This is a genomic window from Streptosporangium sp. NPDC000396 (genome assembly GCF_042898655.1).
Classification (GTDB): domain Bacteria; phylum Actinomycetota; class Actinomycetes; order Streptosporangiales; family Streptosporangiaceae; genus Streptosporangium.
This window is the reverse complement of record NZ_JBIAZA010000006.1, coordinates 244,029-262,075: the sequence shown is the minus strand read 5'-3', so window position 1 is coordinate 262,075 and position 18,047 is coordinate 244,029. Positions and strand designations below refer to the sequence as shown.

General features: G+C 69.9%; 15 protein-coding genes. 10 read left to right on the top strand and 5 right to left on the bottom strand.

The window, feature by feature from the left end; translation table 11 throughout:
- The first annotated feature begins 102 nt into the window (after positions 1–102).
- Positions 103–927, top strand: coding sequence for a hypothetical protein (locus tag ACFY2X_RS12360; RefSeq protein WP_389936501.1), 825 nt, complete (start codon positions 103–105; stop codon positions 925–927).
- Positions 928–980: 53 nt separating this feature from the next.
- Here the strand turns inward: ACFY2X_RS12360 and ACFY2X_RS12355 are convergent, their stop codons facing one another.
- The 3 genes from ACFY2X_RS12355 to fdxA form a co-directional block, all read right to left on the bottom strand.
- Complete coding sequence (locus ACFY2X_RS12355) at positions 981–1,649, bottom strand: DUF4178 domain-containing protein (RefSeq protein WP_389936498.1); 669 nt, start codon at positions 1,647–1,649, stop codon at positions 981–983.
- An 11-nt stretch (positions 1,650–1,660) separates the two neighbouring features.
- Positions 1,661–2,740: a succinyldiaminopimelate transaminase gene (dapC, locus tag ACFY2X_RS12350; protein WP_389936495.1), complete on the bottom strand. Its 1,080-nt coding sequence runs from the start codon at positions 2,738–2,740 to the stop codon at positions 1,661–1,663.
- A 119-nt stretch (positions 2,741–2,859) separates the two neighbouring features.
- Positions 2,860–3,186 (bottom strand): ferredoxin, encoded by a 327-nt coding sequence (fdxA, locus tag ACFY2X_RS12345; protein WP_389936493.1) that lies wholly within the window; start codon positions 3,184–3,186, stop codon positions 2,860–2,862.
- Between the two features lie 163 nt (positions 3,187–3,349).
- Between fdxA and ACFY2X_RS12340 the strand changes: the two genes are divergently transcribed.
- From ACFY2X_RS12340 to ACFY2X_RS12300, 9 genes are all read left to right on the top strand, one after another.
- Entirely contained in the window at positions 3,350–3,529 is a 180-nt protein-coding gene (locus ACFY2X_RS12340; RefSeq protein WP_389936491.1) for a hypothetical protein, read from the top strand.
- A gap of 262 nt (positions 3,530–3,791) precedes the next feature.
- On the top strand, positions 3,792–4,727 hold the full coding sequence (locus tag ACFY2X_RS12335; RefSeq protein WP_389936489.1) for an ABC transporter substrate-binding protein: 936 nt from the start codon (positions 3,792–3,794) through the stop codon (positions 4,725–4,727).
- 105 nt (positions 4,728–4,832) lie between these two features.
- The gene (locus ACFY2X_RS12330; protein WP_389936482.1) at positions 4,833–5,609 is read left to right on the top strand and encodes a class I SAM-dependent methyltransferase; all 777 of its coding nucleotides are present in this window, start codon (positions 4,833–4,835) and stop codon (positions 5,607–5,609) included.
- 110 nt (positions 5,610–5,719) lie between these two features.
- A complete protein-coding gene (locus ACFY2X_RS12325; RefSeq protein WP_389936479.1) occupies positions 5,720–7,771 on the top strand; it encodes a hypothetical protein in 2,052 nt (683 codons plus the stop codon).
- A gap of 3 nt (positions 7,772–7,774) precedes the next feature.
- On the top strand, positions 7,775–9,832 hold the full coding sequence (locus tag ACFY2X_RS12320; RefSeq protein ID WP_389936476.1) for a UvrD-helicase domain-containing protein: 2,058 nt from the start codon (positions 7,775–7,777) through the stop codon (positions 9,830–9,832).
- A gap of 49 nt (positions 9,833–9,881) precedes the next feature.
- The gene (locus ACFY2X_RS12315; protein WP_389936473.1) at positions 9,882–11,735 is read left to right on the top strand and encodes a sigma factor-like helix-turn-helix DNA-binding protein; all 1,854 of its coding nucleotides are present in this window, start codon (positions 9,882–9,884) and stop codon (positions 11,733–11,735) included.
- Between the two features lie 15 nt (positions 11,736–11,750).
- Entirely contained in the window at positions 11,751–13,142 is a 1,392-nt protein-coding gene (gene cysS, locus ACFY2X_RS12310) for a cysteine--tRNA ligase (RefSeq protein ID WP_389936470.1), read from the top strand.
- 106 nt (positions 13,143–13,248) lie between these two features.
- Positions 13,249–13,725: a GNAT family N-acetyltransferase gene (locus ACFY2X_RS12305; protein WP_389936467.1), complete on the top strand. Its 477-nt coding sequence runs from the start codon at positions 13,249–13,251 to the stop codon at positions 13,723–13,725.
- A gap of 236 nt (positions 13,726–13,961) precedes the next feature.
- Entirely contained in the window at positions 13,962–16,484 is a 2,523-nt protein-coding gene (locus tag ACFY2X_RS12300; protein ID WP_389936843.1) for a penicillin acylase family protein, read from the top strand.
- A 110-nt stretch (positions 16,485–16,594) separates the two neighbouring features.
- Here ACFY2X_RS12300 and ACFY2X_RS12295 read toward each other — a convergent pair whose 3' ends face one another.
- Together ACFY2X_RS12295 and ACFY2X_RS12290 are read right to left on the bottom strand one after the other, a co-directional pair.
- Positions 16,595–17,029 (bottom strand): hypothetical protein, encoded by a 435-nt coding sequence (locus ACFY2X_RS12295; RefSeq protein WP_389936464.1) that lies wholly within the window; start codon positions 17,027–17,029, stop codon positions 16,595–16,597.
- A 32-nt stretch (positions 17,030–17,061) separates the two neighbouring features.
- Positions 17,062–18,021 (bottom strand): GlxA family transcriptional regulator, encoded by a 960-nt coding sequence (locus ACFY2X_RS12290; RefSeq protein WP_389936461.1) that lies wholly within the window; start codon positions 18,019–18,021, stop codon positions 17,062–17,064.
- Positions 18,022–18,047: the final 26 nt, after the last annotated feature.

The following is an 18,047-nucleotide window of genomic DNA, read 5'->3' as shown; positions in this document are numbered from 1 at the left end:
GAGAATCTGTGGAACGATAACAGAGGGCGGCGGCTCTCCTTGAAAATTCCGGCAATATTCAGCGGCGCGTCCCAATCGCCGGGGAACGGTAGGTTCTTCAGCGTGCGACGGCGCTTCTCCAAAGGGGTCATCGCGATCATCGCGATCGTGATCGTGCTCGCGGTGGCCATCACCGTAGGCGTGTTCAAACTGCTCGACCGGGTCACCCCACTCGCCGAGCAGGGCGAGGGCTGCACGGTCACCACCCCGGCCGGTTCCCTGGATCTGGACATCGTGCAGGCTGAGGTCGCCTCGACCATCGCGGCTGTGGCCGCCCGCAGGAAGCTGCCCGAACGGGCCGTCGTGATCGCCTACGCCACCGCCATCCAGGAGTCCAAGCTGGTGAACCTGCCGTTCGGCGATCGCGACTCGATCGGGGTGTTCCAGCAGCGGCCCTCACAGGGCTGGGGCAAACCCGCGCAGCTGGCCGACCCGGTCTACGCCACGGGGAGGTTCTTCTCCGCGCTGGTGAAGGTGAAGAACTATCTCAAGCTGCCGCTCCACAAGGCTGCCCAGGAGGTGCAGCGCTCGGCCGACGGGTCGGCCTACGCCCAGCACGAGGACGAGGGGAAGATCCTGGCCGCCGCGTTCACCGGGCGAGTGCCCAAGGCCGTGCACTGCTGGTTCCCCGCCCCCAAGGGCAAGACCCCCCTGCCCGGCGCCGACAAGGCCAAGCGAGGGCTCGCCCGCGCGCTCGGATCCGGGACCTCGCTCAACGCCGCCTCACAGAAGTACGGCTGGCTGGTGGCCACCTGGTCGGTCGCCCACGCCCAGCAGTTCGGACTGCGCCGGGTCCGCTACAGCGGCCAGTCATGGACCTCCGCCAACGGCGACGACGGGTGGAGGGCCGACACCGAAGCCCCCGCGAGCCGGGTGGAGATCTCCTAGCCGGCGCATCCGTCCGTCCGGTCCCCGCCACGGCGAAGATCGGCGAACACTCCCTACGCCTTCTTCTCGATCTTTATCGATCCCGGGGGCAGCGGCTGGGCGTGGAAGGAGTTCCAGGGCTGGCCCTGGAGCCGGTCGAAGCTGAGCAGGCGGCCGTCGGCGGCCCGGTAGTCGGCGAAGTCGAGCAGGCCCCGCTCGGGCATGGAGATGACGCCCTCCGCGCGGAAGGCCGCGGTGCCCCGATCCACCGGGAAGAACTCGACGCCCTCGACGCTCAGCGTGGTCTTGGCGGGAATCATGCCCTGCGTGGGCACCGGCGTCCACAGCAGCACCTCAAGATGAGGCGAGTCGCCCGGATTCAGGCCGGAACGCGTTTCGACCGACAGCCACTGGTAGCGGCCGCTGCCGTCGTCGAGCAGGTATTCGGTCCACTGGTTGCCCTGCCACGACAGGTACATGGCACCGAGAACGCGGGTCCGCAAGCCCTGGCAGTCGATCGTGTCGCCCACCGTGATCGTGCGGGGGTCGGGGTAGTCGATGCCGACATGGCCCATGCCCGGCTGCGGCGGTGGCGCGGTCTCAGCCTGCTGGAGGGGACTCTCGCCGGAAGACTCGGAAGCGCGCGGCTTCCTGTCCTGGCGCGTGGTCGCGAAGAACGCGCCAAGCAACAGGACAAGGGTGACCGCGCTCAATCCCAGTATCACGACGACCTCGGGGGTCATGCCGCGCGATCCTACTGGAGGCGGCGCACTGCCGCACTGATGCGTTCGTCGCTGGCGGTTACGGCGATCCGGATATGCGCCCCACCAGCCTTTCCGTAGAAATCGCCGGGTGCGACCAAAATCCCCTTATCGGCCAGCACACGCACCTGCTTCCAGCAGTCCGTGCCGTTGGACGCCCACAGGTACAGGCCCGCGGTGGAGTGCTCGATCTCCCAGCCGGCCGCTTCCAGGGCGGGACGAAGCGCCGCGCGGCGGGCGGCGTAGCGGGCCCGCTGCTCCTCGGCGTGCTCGTCGTCGTCCAGGGCGACGGCCATCGCCGCCTGGACCGGCTCCGGCATGATCATGCCCGCGTGCTTGCGGACCTCCAGCAGCCTCTGGATGAGCGCCGGGTCACCCGCGACGAACCCGGCGCGGTATCCCGCCAGGTTGGAGCGCTTGGACAGCGAGTGCACCGCGAGCAGGCCCTCGTGCGAACCGCCGCACACGTCCGGGTGCAGGATCGAGATCGGCTGCGACTCCCAGCCCAGCTCGATGTAGCACTCGTCGGAGGCCACGACCGCGCCGTGCTCACGCGCCCACGAGACGACCTTGCGCAGGTGTTCGGCGGGCAGGACCTTGCCGGTCGGGTTGGACGGGGAGTTCACCCAGACCAGCGGAACCTGCTCGGGCCCGAGCGCCAGCAGCCCGTCCGTGGCGTACGGCTGCGCACCCGCGAGACGGGCTCCCACGTCGTAGGTGGGGTAGGCCAGCTCGGGGAAGATCACCCGCTGGCCGGGGGCGACGCCGAGCAGCGTCGGCAGCCAGGCCACGAACTCCTTGGAGCCGATCAGCGGCAGCACGTTCGCCGGGTCCACGGCCACGCCGTGCTTGCGCCGCAACCAGCCCGCGGCGGCCGAGCGGAGCCGCTGGGTGCCGTAGGTGAGCGGATAACCGGGGCTGTCCGCGGCTTGCGCCAACGCCTGCCGTACGACGGCGGGCACCGGGTCGACGGGGGTGCCCACCGACAGGTCGACGATCCCGTCGGGGTGCGACTGCGCCAGTTCTTTGAACGGCGTGAGCCGATCCCATGGAAAGTCTGGCAGGCCGATCACAGTTCTCCCCGCTAGGCATGGCCCCGGCCCGCATCAGGCCGGGAAAAAGATTTATCTCCCACGAAGCATTCCGACAGCAGGGACGGCCCCACGCCCGCCGTCCCTGCTGTCAAAAGCACTCAGTGGTCTTCGGCCTGCGGGGGCAGGGCCGCGACGACCGGGTGATCATTGTTGATCTTGCCGACCTTGGAGGCGCCTCCGGGAGATCCCAGCTCCTCGAAGAACTCCACGTTGGCCTTGTAGAAGTCCTTCCACTGCTCGGGAAGGTCGTCCTCGTAGAAGATCGCCTCAACGGGGCAGACGGGTTCGCACGCACCGCAGTCCACGCACTCGTCGGGGTGGATATAGAGCATGCGCTCGCCCTCGTAGATGCAATCGACGGGGCACTCCTCGATGCACGCCTTGTCCAAGACATCCACGCAAGGCTGCGCGATGACGTAGGTCACCTCGGGCTCCTTCTTCTTTACCGCGCACCTAGGCACGACTTCGACCGCGGGTTGCTACGCCCTAGTATTGCCGTGCCCACCAAATGCCTGAAACGGGAGGGGGCAATAGACGGTGACCCCAGGCCTCGGCGCTCGCCTAAGCATCACCATAACCCCTTCCGACGTGGGCAAAAGAGTAACCACACGACGGCGGGTCCCGGAGGGGTTCCGCGACGCGGTGGGCGAGCTCGAATTCTGGCGGAACGGCGTGCTGGGCGTGCGCAAGCGCGACGGCACCCTGGTTGAGATCGCCGAGGACACGCTCGTGGCGGCGAAGGTCGTTCCGAGCCGGCCGGCCCGCTGAGCCGACCGCACCGGCCGGGCTCTGGAGAACCGGCACGCTCTCATGCCCCGCGAGGCGTAAGTCGTTCACCAAAAAAGGCCGCGCCTCCTCGACCCATTTGGCCACCACGAGGAGTATTCGGCAGGTGACCGTACGCATCAGTGCAGCCGCCGCCGTGATTCTCACCGCCACAATCGCCGGATGTGGCGCCCCGGCTACCGAAAACAAACAGCTTCCCCCGGTCCAGCTCAAGGCCACCTCCTTGCAACCGGGGTTCTCGACGATGGAGCGCCTCATTGAGACGGCCCGGAAGGAGGGCGCGCTCAACGTGATCGCGCTGCCGCGCGACTGGGTGAACTACGGCGAGATCATCGACACCTTCTCCGAGGACTACGGAATCAAGGTCAACCAGCTGGAGCCGGGTGCGAGCAGCCAGCAGGAGATCCAGGCCGCGGCCCGGCTCAAGCCCGACGTGTTCGACCTGAGCCTGGAGGTGGCGGTGGCCAACGCCAAACTCTTCGCCCCGTACAAGGTGCAGACCTGGCAGGACATCCCCGACCGCGTCAAGGACTACGCCGGGCGCTGGTACGCCGGATACGGGGGGTATATGTCCATCGGCTACGACCCGAGCAAGGTCGCGGCCCCGGCCTCCTACGCCGATCTGCTCAAACCCGGCTACAGCGTCTCGCTGCCCGGGGACCCCCGGCAGAACGCCGCGGCGTTCAACGGGGTGATGGCGGCCTCGCTCAGGGGGAACAAGGTCGAGGCGGAGCGAGGCGTGGAGCTCTTCGAGCGGCTGAGGAAGGCCGGGAACCTCTCGGCGACGGAGCGGACGGCCTCGGTCGTCGTCGACTGGGACTACGACAACGCCGGGCGGGCGGCCGCCGAGACTTCCGACCGGCCGCGCTGGGCGGTCGCGATCCCGGGTAACACGGTGCTCAGCTCCTACAACGTCCAGGCCATCTACGAGAACGCCCCGCACCCCGCCGCCGCCCGGCTGTGGCAGGAGTTCCTGTTCTCCGACAAGGGCCAGAACCTCTTCCTCAAGGGCTTCGCCCGACCGGCCCGGATGGAGGCCCTCCAGATGCGCGGCACGCTGGACAAGGCACTCGCCGCCAAGCTTCCCGCCACGACCGCCAAGCCAGTGATCATGACCATCCCGGAGATCGACGCCGCCAAGGTGTACCTCCAGCGCAAGTGGGCCGGAAAGGTCGGATAAGCCTGGGGCTGTTGAGACTGATATGTCGGGACATCTCTGAGGCCCTAAAGTGTCTGGAGAGCACCGATAAGAGGCCGTGGCGTCTCAGAATGTGAGCTGATCGTCTTGCGATACGACGCCCCGAGCCTGACGAGGTGGAACGCTCGCGCCTATGACAGCAGCTTCGGATACGTTTCGGCACATGGCGCCCCCCTGGTTGAGCTGCTCGACCCTCAGCCCGGGGAGCGCATCGTGGACCTCGGCTGCGGCACCGGGGTGCTGACCGCCGAGATCGCCTCCCGTGGCGCCCACGTCCTGGGGATCGACGGATCCCCAGCGATGATCGAAAAGGCTCTGGCGCAGTATCCGGGGCTGGACTTCATCGTCGGCGACGGCCGCGACTTCACCGTCGCCCAGCCGTACGACGCGGTCTTCTCCAACGCGGCCCTGCACTGGATGGGCCGCGAGCCGGACGCGGTGATATCCAGCGTGCGCGAGGCGCTGACCCCGGGCGGGCGGTTCGTGGCCGAGATGGGCGGCGCGGGCAACTGCGCCGCGCTGACGGCGGCGCTGTCCACCGCGTGGCGAGAACACGGGCTGCTCGAGCCCAGCCTGCCGTGGTACTTCCCGACTCCGGCCGAGTACGCCACCCGGCTGGAGAAGGGTGGGTTCGTCGTCCGGCTGCTGGAGTACTTCGACCGGCCGACCCCGCTTGACGAGTGCCCCAACGGAGCCGCCGACTGGGTGCGGATGTTCGCCGGGTCGATACTTCACGGAGTGCCCCCGGAACTGGCCGAATCCTTGCTCCGCCGGGTGAACGAGCTGGCCGCGCCGGCTCTACGGCGGGAGACCGGATGGATGGCCGATTACGTGCGACTTCGGTTCGCAGCCGTACGCCGCTGATTGGACCCGATGCGCCGGGGTGATTTGCCAGACTATGGTCTGTTCATGAGTCTCTTTCCCCGGCGACGTGGAGTGACTCGGGCGGCTTGAGGGGCTGGTGAAGGGAACGGATGAACTTCTGTCTGAGTGACCTCGTGCCGCCGCTGCGCTGGAGCGACGCGGCCACGATTCCACTTCTGCGCGACCAGCCCGACCTCCCGGACGCCTGGTGGCGCAGCCTGCCGATGGCCCGGGTTCTCACCGTGCTGGATCCGGAGGAGCTGGCCGAGATCCTCGCCGCGATCGCCCTGGAACACTGGCCGGCCGCCGCCGTGGGCGACGTGCTGCCCGCGCTGTACGTCCTGGACCCCGACGAGGCCGACGAGCCCTGCACGGCCATCGCCCTCGACCGCACCGGCTCCTGGGCGGGCCTTCTCTCCCTCACCGGCCACGAACTGCGCGATCAGCCCTTCATCCAGCCGCTGCCCGTTCTGCACGCCCTGTTCGCCGCGGTCTTCGCCCGCATGGCCCACCCCATGCCGGCGGCGGCCGACTCCGACTTCCCGACGCCGGTGCCGGCCTTCGCCTCCGGAGCCGAGCCCGTCGCGGCGGGAACCGGCGCGGAACGTCACAGCGCCGGAGTGACTCCGGATGCCTCCGCCGAACCCGCACCGGTACGGCCCGAGCCCGTCGCCCCGGAGCCCGCGCCGGCCGCCGAGGACGTCACCCCCGAACCCGAACCCGAGCCCGTCCCGGAACCCGAGCCCGTCCCGAACGTCGCGGACATCACCCCGGAACCCGAGCCCGTCCCGGAACCCGAGCCCGAGCCCGTGCCCGCCCCGAAACCCGCACCCGTGCCCGTCGCGGACGCCGGGCCCGCATCGGCCGGGGCGGAAGAGGAGGCCGCGGCGGTGCCGGTCATGGCCCCGGGAACCGGCACGGACGAGAGACGATCATCGCGACCGGCCAAGAGCCTTCACGCCCTGCTGGACGGCGCCTTCGCCGACCTCGACGACAAAAGCTGGGCCATCGCGCAGAACAGGGTGTTCAGCGATGCCCCGGCGAGCGTGGAGGCACTGGCCAAGCTGTTCGCGGTGCAGCCGGAGGTCATCCGCGACCTGGAGGCCCACCTGCGACTCCGGCTGGCGGACTGGCTCGCCTCGGACGAGGCGGCGCCGTACCGGGACCACCTCGCCGAGGTGCGGAAGGTCCTCGGCAAGGCCGCGCCCAAGACGCGCCTGATCGCGGCGGCCGACTGGCACGCGCGTGAGATCCACTCCCTCGACGTGCCCGCGTGGCAGTTCGTGCTCGCCACCCTTCCCGGTTACCACCTGGTCGACGAGTGGCTGGTGGAGGGCGACATCACCGAGCTGCGCCACCACACCCGCGACGTGATCAGCAGTGCCAAGCCCCCGCTGACCATGACCAAGGCCCTCGCCCTGGTCACCTCCCTCGGCATTCACCCCGAGGTGTCGAAGGAGTGGCTGGAGAACGTCCCCCAGCTCCGCATCCTGGCCACCGGCCAGCGGACGCCCCCGGCCTCGAACGGAACGCAGGCCAAGGCGACGGCCATGGCTCCCGCGAAGGCCGCGAAGTCCGTGGAGAGCACGGTGAGCCTGCTGGGCGCCGCGGGTGCGCCGGGCGGCGAACCGGGCGGGGGGTCCTTCCGCCCCCTCAAGGACGTCTCGTTGACCAAGTGCTGCTTCCGGCAGCCGGACGGCCGGTGGTGGCTCAGGGTCGACATCACCGCCGAGCACATCCAGGGCTCCGAGTGCCCGCTGCCCAGCGGGTTCGCCGCCTACCTCGGCATGTCGCCCGGCAACAGCCGTACGGTCAGCAGCGCGGTGGGCGAACTCGCCCTGGTCTGGCAGGACCGGCCTGTTGTGAAATCACTTAGGACGCTCCTTTCGGACGTCGGCGCCAAGCAAGGAAGTCACCTGTTCCTGACACTGTCCGATGAGGGGGTCCTGCGTGCCAGACACCTGCCGGCCGTGGGCGAGGAGGTGGAACCGATCGCGCAGGCGTTACGGCTGGTCGGCTACACCGCGCCGGGCGGCACCGTCGAGCAGGCCGGCCGGGTCATCGCCACGAGGGTCGGCATGACCGGCCCGGTGGGGCTGCCCGAGCTCCTCAGCCGGCTGCGAGAGCGCGGGGACCGCGATCTGCTGTCCCTGTTGGCCTAGCCGATGCCCCGGCTCGCGATCTCCCCGGAGTTCCCCGCGGAACTCAGCGCCCTGGCCCAGCCGGTGCGCCGGGACGTCGTGGTCGCGGTGCGCCGGTTCATGCAGAACGTGGCGGGCGCGCCGCATCCGGAACGGGTCAGAGGTGCCAAGGACCCCCGGATCGTCACCCTCCGGCTGACCGACGGACATCGCGGCGTCGCGGTCAAGCAACGGGATGTCTACTGGCTGCTGACGGTGCTGCCGGACGCCGAGGCGTGGGCCTACGCCCAGCGGTACCGGTTCAGCGTCAACACCGCGCTGGGCGTGGTCGACATGTGGGACACCGCGGCGCTCGAACGGGTGGAGTCCGCGGTGCGCAGGTCGGCCGAGTCCACGCCGGCACGGCTGTTCGCCGACACCTGTGACACCGACATGGCCGAGCTGGGCATCGACGGCCGGTTCCTGCCGCTCGTCCGGCAGATCACCGACGAGCTGATGCTGGAGGCGCTGGAGCCGCTGCTGCCGCCGACGCAGTATCAGCCGCTGTCCGCGCTGGCCAGGGGCGAGCCGGTGGCCGGTGCCTGGCGGGAGCTGGAGGCCTGCCGCGCGGTTCCTCCCACCGGGGATCGGGTCGACCCCGACGACCTCGGCGCCGCGCTCCTGCGCAGCCCGGACCGCGCCGTCTTCGTCGGCAGCCCTCGCGAGTTGAACCACGTGCTCGACGCGCCCGACTGGTGCGTGTTCCTGCACCCCCCGCAGCACCGGCTGTCCCACTGGAGGTCCTACGAGCAGCCGGCCCTGGTGACCGGCGGCGCGGGCACCGGAAAGACCCTCGTCGCCCTGCACAGGTCCGCCTTCCTGGCCAGGCGCGGCGCCGGCCAGGTGCTCCTCGTCACCTTCTCCCAGGGGCTGAGCGCCGACCTCGCCGCCCGGCTCGACCTGCTGTTCGAGGACGAGGTGACACGCAAGCGGGTCGAGGTCGGCAACGTGGACCGGCTGGCCCACCGCATCGTCTCCGAGGCCGAGGGGCGCTCGCCCGCGCTGGTCGGCGCCTCCGAGCTGACCGCGCTCTGGCGGGAGACGGAGAGCGACCACAGCCCGGCGTTCCTGCTGCGGGAGTGGGAACAGGTGGTTCTGGCGCAGAACCTCCGGACCGTGGACGAATATCTGACCGCCCCGCGCACCGGCCGCAGCGTCGAGCTGGGAGAGCAGGAGCGGGCCGCCGTCTGGCGGGCCATCGAGCACGTCACCGGGCAGCTGCGGGAGCGCGGCAAGCGCACCCTGCTCCAGCTGGCGGCCGAGGCGTCCGTGCTGCTGAGCCAGACGACCGGGGACCTGCTGGAGGAGACCGCGCCGCGGCGGGAGCCGTACCGGCACATCGTGGTGGACGAGGCGCAGGACCTGCACCCCACGCAGTGGCGGCTGCTGCGCGCGGCCGTGCCGCACGCCCCCGACGACCTGTTCATCGTGGGCGACCCGCATCAGCGCATCTTCGACACGCGGGTGTCGCTGAGCTCGGTCGGGATCGACGCGATCCGGCACCGGCTTCAGGTGTCGTACCGGCTGCCCCAGGAGATCCTCTCCTGGGGCGTGAGGCTGCGCGGCGGCGGCCCCGCCGACGGGCTGGTGGACGGGGTCCAGGAGCTGTACGGCTTTCGCGCCACGCGGCACGGGCTCCGCCCGATGGTCCGAGCTTACGATTCACCGCAAGAAGAACTGACCGGTCTGGTCACACAAGTGGGACAGTGGGTGGAAGACGGCGTGCCGCCACGGGAGATCGGGGTGGCCGCGAGGACCGCAGGCCTCGTGCGTGACGCACGGGCCGCCCTGCGCGAGACGGGGGTGAGGGTGACGACGTTGCACGGCATGAAGGGATTGGAGTTCCGGCGGGTCGCCGTGATCGGCGTGACCGACGGGATCGTGCCCGCTCCGGAGTCACTCACCCCCGCCGACGAGGACCCCGCGGCCCGGGCACACGATCTCCAGCGCGAACGCGGTCTGCTCTACGTGGCTTGCACCCGTGCCAGAGAACTGCTTTATGTTTCTCACTCTGGGCGAGCCAGTCCCTTTCTTCCCACCTGATCACATACTCTGAACTGCGGATATATTCCCCTTTGCCGGTTGGACCTCAATGAACCTCAGCCTGAGCGACATCGCGCCACCCCTGCGCTGGACCTCCCCCGGCCAGGTAGCGCCGATCGCAACCGACCCCCGTCTCCCCGAGGCGTGGTGGCAGGCGCTCCCCCTCGACCGGGCCTGCTCCACCATCGGGACCTCAGAGGTCGCCGGACGTCTGGCCGACCTCGCCCTCACCTGCTGGGGACACCTGATGCTCGGCGACGTGCTGCCCCTGCTCAGGTTCGCCGACCCGGCGTCGAGCGTCCGCACGCCCGAGGGGTTCGGCCGCGAAGGGGTGCACAAGCTGTTCACCGGGGTGCTGGAACGCCTCCTCGAACCCGTCACCGAGGAAAGCATCGCCGCCGCCCAGGTGCGTCCCTCCCGGCCGGACCGGCCGCTGCCCGAGCTGATCGACGAGGTCTTCGCCACCCTGGACGACCGGCAGCGCACCATCGCCAGGGACCGCCTCTACGCCTCGCAGCGGGCCACGCTCGACGAGCTGGCCCAGCGGTTCTCGGTCACCAGGGAGCGCATCCGGCAGATCGAGCGCGACCTGCGCGACCACGTCGAAGAGTGGCTGGCGGGCGACGAAGCGGCGCCGCTGGTCGCCCACGTGTCATGGCTGCGAGGCCGGCTCGGCTCCGCCGTACCGGCTGACGACCTGGCCGCGGCGGTGCCGTGGCACCGCGCCGACCTGTCCACCCTGGGCATCCCGGCCTGGCGGTTCGTGCGGACCCTGCTGTCCGGCTACGACCAGGTGGACGGCTGGCTGGTCGCGGGCGGCACCGACGAGCTGCGCGAGAAGACCCGGCAGCTGTTCACCGACGGGCCGCGCCCCCTGGAGGAGGCCGTCACGCTGGTCAGCCAGCTGGGCATCCGCGAGGACGTGGCCGAGCGCTGGCTCATGGCCGTGCCCCAGCTCCGGGTCTTCGAGAACCACGTGGTGCTGTGGCCCCGCAGCGTCAACGACAAGGCCGAGGCCGTGCTCGCGGTGGCCGGCAGCGCGCTGACGCCCGAGGAGATCCAGGAACGCATCGGCGAGGACTACAGCCTCGTCGGTATTCGCAACCAGCTCACCGCCGACGACCGGTTCCTGCGGCTCGACCGCAACAAGTACGGCCTGGCGCGCTGGGGCGGCGAGCAGTACCTGGGCATCAGGGAGATGATCGTCCGGGAGATCGAACGGTCCAACGGCGAGGCGTCGGTCAACACGATCGTGACGAACCTGACCTCACGCTACGACGTGAGCGAGAGTTCGGTCCGCGCCTACGCGGGCGGGCCCGGGTTCGAACGCACCCAGCGCGGGTGGATCCGGGTGGCCGGCTCCGATCAGGCCGGCTACCAGCCGCGTCGCGACGTCTCGGCCACCCGGCGCTGCTTCCGCAGCCGCGACGGGCGCTGGTGGCACCGGGTGGATGTCAACGCCGAGCATCTGCGCGGCTCCGGCTCCCCCCTGCCCACCGGCTTCGCCGCGCACCTGGGCATGGCCCCCGGCGGCCAGCTGACCGCCTCGACCCCGTCGGGCGACGTGGTGATCAGCTGGCACAACCAGCCGACGATGGGCTCCATCCGCCCGATCCTGGTCGCCTCCAATGCCTCCGAGGGCGACCACGTCTTCCTGACGGTCTCCGACGGCGGCGAGTTGCTGACCCGCTACCTGCCCGCCGCGGCGCCGGGCATCCCCGCCCTGAACCGGGCTCTCCACCTGATCGGCTACACGGCCCCGGTCGCCTCGGAGGCCGAGGGGATCCGCCTGATCGGCGCCCGCATCGGCCTGCCCGACGGCTGCGCCCGCGAAGAGGTCATCGGCCGCCTGCGTGAGCGCGGCGACCGCGACATCCTCACCTTCCTGGAGGGTTCCGCCTGAGAATAGGCTCGAAGGATGCTGCGCCTGTATGACACGCGGAACCGCCAGGTCGAACCGGTCGTCCCCGCAGGGGCACGGTCGATGCGGATGTACACCTGCGGGCCGACCGTCTACCGGTACGCGCACGTGGGCAACCTGCGGTCCTATCTGCTGTCGGACCTCATCAGGCGGGTCGGCGAGCGACGCGGGATCCGGGTGGTCGTCTGCCGGAACATCACCGACGTCGGGCACCTGGTGGACGACGCCGAGATCGACCCGGACGGCGAGGACAAGATCCTGGCCCAGGCGCGGGCCGAGGGGCGGACCTGGCTGGAGATCGCGCGGTCCTACGAGGAGGCCTTCCGGGCGGACACGGCCACGCTGAACATACGACCGCCCGAGCACTCCCCCCGGGCGACCGAGACGATCGGCCTGATGATCGAGATGATCGCCAAGCTGATCGAGAAGAGACACGCCTACGCGACGCCTGACGGGTCGGTTTTCTTCGACGCGGCCTCCTTCCCGGCCTATGGCGAGATCTCCGGCAACCGGCTCGACCGGCTCAGGCCGGGTCACCGCATAGAAGGCGTCGATCCCCGCAAGCGCTTCCACGCCGACTGGGCCCTGTGGAAGCCCTCGGACCACGAGATGACCTGGGACACCCCGTGGGGCCGGGGCTTTCCCGGGTGGCACATCGAGTGCTCGGCCATGTCGCTGCGGTTCCTCGGCGAGCGCATCGACGTGCACACCGGCGGGATCGACCTGCGCTTCCCGCATCACGAGGACGAGCGGGCCCAGTCCGACTCCGCCGCCGGGCACGAGGTGGTCGACCACTGGGTCCACGGCGAGCACCTGCTCTTCGACGGGCGCAAGATGGCCAAGTCCACCGGCAACGTGGTCGTGCTCGGCGACGTGGCGGAGGCGGGCCTGGATCCGCTGGCCGTACGGCTGGCCCTGCTGGAGCACCGCTACCGCCAGCAGATGAACCTCACCTGGGACACCCTCCGGGCCGCGGACAAGACCCTGCTGCGCTGGCGTTCCCGCGTCGCCGAGTGGTCGGAGTCCCCGAGCCGGCCGATGCCCGCCGAGCGGGTCGCCCGGATCGAGGCCGCCTTCGACGACGACCTCGACACCCCGCTGGCTCTGCGTCTTCTCCGCGAGCTGGAGCGCGACGACTCGATCGCGCCCGGCTCCCGGTTCGAGGCGTTCCTCCACCTGGACCGGATCCTCGGCCTGGACCTGCCCTCCGACATCGGCAAGCCCAGGAGCCTTCCGCCGGGCGCGGCCGAGCTGCTGGAGCAGCGCGGGCGGGCACGCGAGGCCGGAGACTGGGCCGCCTCCGACCGCCTCCGCGACGAACTGGCCGCCCTCGGCGTGAAGGTCGCCGACACTCCCGAGGGCCAGGTCTGGTCGGATTTCCGGCACTAGACCCGGCGTCGAAACTTCATGCGATCCAGCATGGAACGGCCATGTTTTCGCAGGCCGTGACAGTGGATCGCGTTTAATGTCGGTGGCGGCCGATAACGTCCCGATCATGAGTGAGATTGGCGTTGCCGTACGGCCTGGCACGGTTGCGGACCTGGACGGGATCGTGGCCTGCAGCTCCGCGCTCTTCGCCGAAGACGCCGGAGCCCGTGACTCCACCCTCAACCTGAACTGGCCCCGGGAGCACGGCCTGGCCCGGTTCATGGAGGCGCTGAGCGCCCCCGGCCGCCTGGTGATGGTCGCCGAGGACGGTGACCGGATCATCGGCCACCTGACCGGCACGCTGTCCGGGCCCACCCCGATGCGCCCGGTCACGGTCGCCACGCTGGGCAGCATCTACGTGCAGCCTGTCTACCGCGGGCAGAAGGTCGGGGCCAGGCTGGTGGCGGAGTTCAAGGCGTGGGCCGCCCGCAACGGAGCGCAATACGCAGGTGTGACCGCATACGCGAGCAACGAGGGAGCCGTCCGCTTCTACGAGCGCAACGGCTTCGCCATGCGGTCCGTCGTCCTGGAGGCGCCGCTCTAGATCCGGAATCCGGGGGCGGCCCAAATCATCATGAACCAGCCGGAGCGGCTAGAACAGGGCGTGAGAGCTGAGCAGGATGCCGTCCTCGTCGCTGTAGAGCCACGCGCCCGGAGTGAAGGTGACCTCTGCGCCGCATTCTGACTAATTGAAAACGGTGTTTCGGCCTCGGGGTGCTGCCAAACTTGTTCGAGCACGTCGCATAGGAGGTCTTTGTGAGGTTCCGGCCGTATGCCTGGATGCCCCGGCCGCTCAAGTGGCTCGCTCGGACGCTTACCGTTTTCGTGGGGCTCGGACTGATCCTCGCCGGGGTCGGAGTATGGACCGTCCGCGAGTCCTTCCCGCAGCTCGCGGGGGAGCTCAAAGTGGACGGCCTGACCGGAAAAGTCACCGTATATCGCGATAAAACCGGGATCCCGCATATCTACGCGGACTCTCCCGAGGACCTGTTCCTCGCCCAGGGCTACGTGCACGCGCAAGACCGGTTCTTCGAGATGGATTTCCGACGGCACGTGACGGCCGGGCGGCTGTCGGAGATGTTCGGCTCGGCGACGCTCACCGAGGACAAGGTCATCCGCACCATGGGGTGGCGGAAGGTGGCCGAGAAAGAGCTGCCGGCGCTCTCCGAGGCGACCCGGCACTATCTGGACGCCTACGCCAAGGGCGTCAACTCCTGGATGGAGCAGCACAAGGGCTTCACCGCCAAGAGCCTGGAGTACTCGGTCCTGAAGCTCACCAACTTCGGCTACGAGCCCGAGCCGTGGACCCCGGTGGACTCCCTGGCCTGGCTCAAGGCCATGGCCTGGGACCTGCGCTCCAACATGTCCGACGAGATCGGCCGGGCGCTCGCGGCGAGCAGGCTGCCGCGCGAGCGGGTGGAGCAGCTCTGGCCCGGCTACCCGTTCGAAACCCACCAGCCGATCGTCAACCAGGGCATGGTCACCGAACGCGGATTCGACCAGAACGAGGAGCCGGGCAGGAACGACACGCGGCTGGACACGGGCGCGCTGACCCGGGCCGCCGAGGCCATGCGGGCCGTACCGAACCTGATGGGCGACCCCAAGGGCGGCAACGGCATCGGCTCGAACTCCTGGGTGGTCAGCGGCAAGCACACGGGGTCGGGCAAGCCGCTGCTCGCCAACGACCCGCACCTGTCGGCCAACATGCCCTCGGTCTGGTACCAGGCCGGGCTGCACTGCCGCGTCGTGGGCGCCGAGTGCCCGTTCGACGTCACCGGGTTCACCTTCTCCGGCGTGCCCGGCGTGATCATCGGCCACAACGACAAGGTCGCCTGGGGTTTCACCAACCTCGGCCCCGACGTCGCCGACCTGTATCTGGAGCGGACGAAGGACGACTCCTACCTGTACATGGGCGCGTGGAAGCCGCTCACCACCAGGACCGAGACGATCAAGGTGGCCGGTGGCGAGGCGGTCCAGCTCAAGGTCCGCGAGACCATGCACGGGCCGATCCTCTCCGACGCCATGAACAGCGTGAAGGACACCCTGCCCGGCGCGGCGGCGGCCTTCCAGGAGCAGGCCGACGCGGTCGCGCTGAAGTGGACGGCGCTGGATCCCGGCAAGAGCGCCGATGCGATCTTCGAACTCGACACCGCGCAGAACTGGCACCAGTTCCGGGCCGCAGCGAGCAAGTTCGACGTGCCCTCGCAGAACCTCGTCTACGCCGACACCGAGGGCAACATCGGCTACCAGGCGCCCGGCCGGATCCCGGTGCGGACCCGGGGCGACGGCACCTGGCCGGTGCCCGGCTGGACCGGCGAATACTCCTGGCAGGACACCATCCCCTTCAACGAGCTGCCCAGCGTCTACAACCCGCCCGAGGGCTACATCGTGACCGCCAACAACGCGGTCATCGACCCGGAGCGCTACCCGCACATGCTCACCAAGGACTGGGCGTACGGCTACCGCTCCCAACGCATCCTGGAGCGCCTCAAGACCGAGCTCCAGAAGGGCAAGGTGGACGCGGCGACCATGAGCCGGGTGCAGCAGGACACCTACAACGGCTTCGCCCAGTTCCTGGTGCCCAAGCTGCTGGACCTCAACGTGGCGGGACCCGCCGCCGACGCCCGCGAACTGCTGCGCACCTGGGACTACTCCCAGGGAACCGAGTCGGCCCCGGCGGCGTACTTCAACGCCGTCTGGCGGCACCTGCTCATCGAGACGTTCAACGACGACCTGCCGGAGAGCTCCTGGCCGGGCGGTGGCGACCGCTGGTTCGAGGTGGTCCGCGTCATGCTGGACAGGCCCGGCGACCCGTTCTGGAACGACACCCGCACCCCCAACGCGGAAACCCGCGACGACATGCTGCGCCGGGCCATGGCCATGGCCTACGACGAGCTGAGCGCCCGCATCGGCCCGGACGTCAAGGCCTGGCGCTGGGGCGACCTGCACACGCTGAAGCTCACCAACCAGACCTTCGGCACCTCCGGAATCGCCCCGATCGAGTGGCTGTTCAACCGCGGGCCGTTCCCGGTGAGCGGCAACGACGACGCGGTCAACGCCGCGGGCTGGGACGTGCAGGAGGACTACACCGTGGGCTGGCTGCCGTCCATGCGGATGGTCGTGGACCTGTCAGACATGGACAAGTCCGAGTGGATCAACCTGACCGGCGCCTCGGGCCATGCCTTCCATGACAACTACTGGGACCAGGCCCCGCTGTGGGCGAGCGGGAAGACCACTCCCATGCTCGCCCGGGAGGAGTCCGTCAAGAAGGCCGCCGCCAACACCCTGACCCTCACGCCGTGAGGGCGCGGGACCCGGGCGGTGAGAGGGCGGAGGCCGGACCTCGAGGGTGAGAGGCCGGCGAGGAGGCTCCGCGCGGAACGCGGAGCCTCGGCCCTGTTCGAGCTGTCCTCTCATTTGTCGTGAGAGGTCTTCGCCCGGGACCACCAGGGCGACGTGCGGGGGTAGTTTCCGTCGTCCAGGTCGGCCAGCCGTTCGAAGACGTTCCACGAGGCCGGGTTTCCGCAGACCAGCACGGAGACGACCACCGCGACGACGTACAGCGGGAGCATCGGCAGGCCGACGCAGACCATGTACTGCCAGGCGTGCCGGTCCTCGTGCCTGAGCAGGTCACCGGCGAGGTAGCCCTCCTCGTACCGGGTCAGCACCACGTTGCCGACGGTGAACGCCCCCGCGACCGGAAACGGGATGCGATACCCGTGGGCGAGGATCAGCCCGCCGGGTCCCGCCGACACCCGAGCCCGGCCGAGGCGTGCCACCAGCAGCCCCAGCGGCGTGGACAGGTTCACATAGTTGAGTGCCCGCCGTACCCGATGCAACCGCCGCATACCGGGATTGTGCGCCATCCGGCGGCCCCGCGTCAGCGGGCGCGGAGGGCGCCTGCCGTGTTACCGGTGCGTTCGCGCAGCAGGATGCGCAGGGTGTTGGCGTGCTCGTAGCCGACCTTGCGGGCGATGGCGTCCAGGGACAGGTCGGTGGTCCGCAGGAGGTGTGAGGCCTGCTCGACCCGAAGGTCCTGGATGAACCGCACGGGGGAGGTCCCGAGCGTCCGGCGCACGGTGCGCTGAAGGGTGCGTTCGCTGATGCCGAGCGCACGGGCGGCGTCGACGATGCTGATCGGCTCGTCGAGGTTCAGGCGGGCCCAGCGCTCGAAGGCCGCGACGACCGGGTCGCTCTGGGCGAGCGCGCTGGGAATGGTGTACGCCGACTGGGACGGGCGTTCGTCGATCACCAGGTAGCGGGCGACGAGATCGGCCAGCGCGGGGCTGCTCGTCCGGACGACCGCGAGCGCGAGGTCGACGTGGCCGAAGGCCGCGCCCGCCGTCGTCACCCCGTCCGAGGTGGCCACCATGCAGGTCTCGTCGATCGTGACTGCCGGATAGCGCTTGCGGAAGAGGGGGGCCAGCCACCAGCTCGTGGTCGCCCGCCGGCCGTCCAGCACCCCCGACTCGGCCAGCAGGAAGGTGCCCGTACAGGCCGACGCGAGGGGTGTGCCGCGCCCTCGCGCGTCAGCCACCAGGCGCCGCACGGCCGCCGTCCCGGGCCCCGAGGCCTGCGCTATGAGGGCGTCGGGCCGCCGCTCGGCCAGCGCCGGCACCAGCAGCAGGTCCGCCCCTTCGGCCTCGGCGACCGGCGCGGTGGACACGACATGCCCCGCGCCGGTGCGGATCCGGCGGCGGAAACCGACGGTGGTGACCTGCCACGCGGGTGGCGGCTGCGGGAGATCCTCCCGCATCGCGTTGGCCGCGTTCAGCACGTCGAGCACCGCGGCGAGCCCGGAATCGAACACGCCATCGTAGGCCAGCACCGCCACATCCATGGCGGGAACGGTATCAGAAGCGTCGT

What these genes read in the sequence shown, in the direction of transcription:
- ACFY2X_RS12355 (WP_389936498.1), bottom strand. Translation starts at nt 1,649, where the DNA reads ATGACCCCCGAGGTCGTCGTGATACTGGGATTGAGCGCGGTCACCCTT.
- ACFY2X_RS12335 (WP_389936489.1), top strand. Translation starts at nt 3,792, where the DNA reads ATGGAGCGCCTCATTGAGACGGCCCGGAAGGAGGGCGCGCTCAACGTG.
- ACFY2X_RS12325 (WP_389936479.1), top strand. Translation starts at nt 5,720, where the DNA reads ATGAACTTCTGTCTGAGTGACCTCGTGCCGCCGCTGCGCTGGAGCGAC.
- ACFY2X_RS12320 (WP_389936476.1), top strand. Translation starts at nt 7,775, where the DNA reads ATGCCCCGGCTCGCGATCTCCCCGGAGTTCCCCGCGGAACTCAGCGCC.
- ACFY2X_RS12315 (WP_389936473.1), top strand. Translation starts at nt 9,882, where the DNA reads ATGAACCTCAGCCTGAGCGACATCGCGCCACCCCTGCGCTGGACCTCC.
- cysS (WP_389936470.1), top strand. Translation starts at nt 11,751, where the DNA reads ATGCTGCGCCTGTATGACACGCGGAACCGCCAGGTCGAACCGGTCGTC.
- ACFY2X_RS12305 (WP_389936467.1), top strand. Translation starts at nt 13,249, where the DNA reads ATGAGTGAGATTGGCGTTGCCGTACGGCCTGGCACGGTTGCGGACCTG.
- ACFY2X_RS12300 (WP_389936843.1), top strand. Translation starts at nt 13,962, where the DNA reads ATGCCCCGGCCGCTCAAGTGGCTCGCTCGGACGCTTACCGTTTTCGTG.
- ACFY2X_RS12295 (WP_389936464.1), bottom strand. Translation starts at nt 17,029, where the DNA reads ATGCGGCGGTTGCATCGGGTACGGCGGGCACTCAACTATGTGAACCTG.
- ACFY2X_RS12290 (WP_389936461.1), bottom strand. Translation starts at nt 18,021, where the DNA reads ATGGATGTGGCGGTGCTGGCCTACGATGGCGTGTTCGATTCCGGGCTC.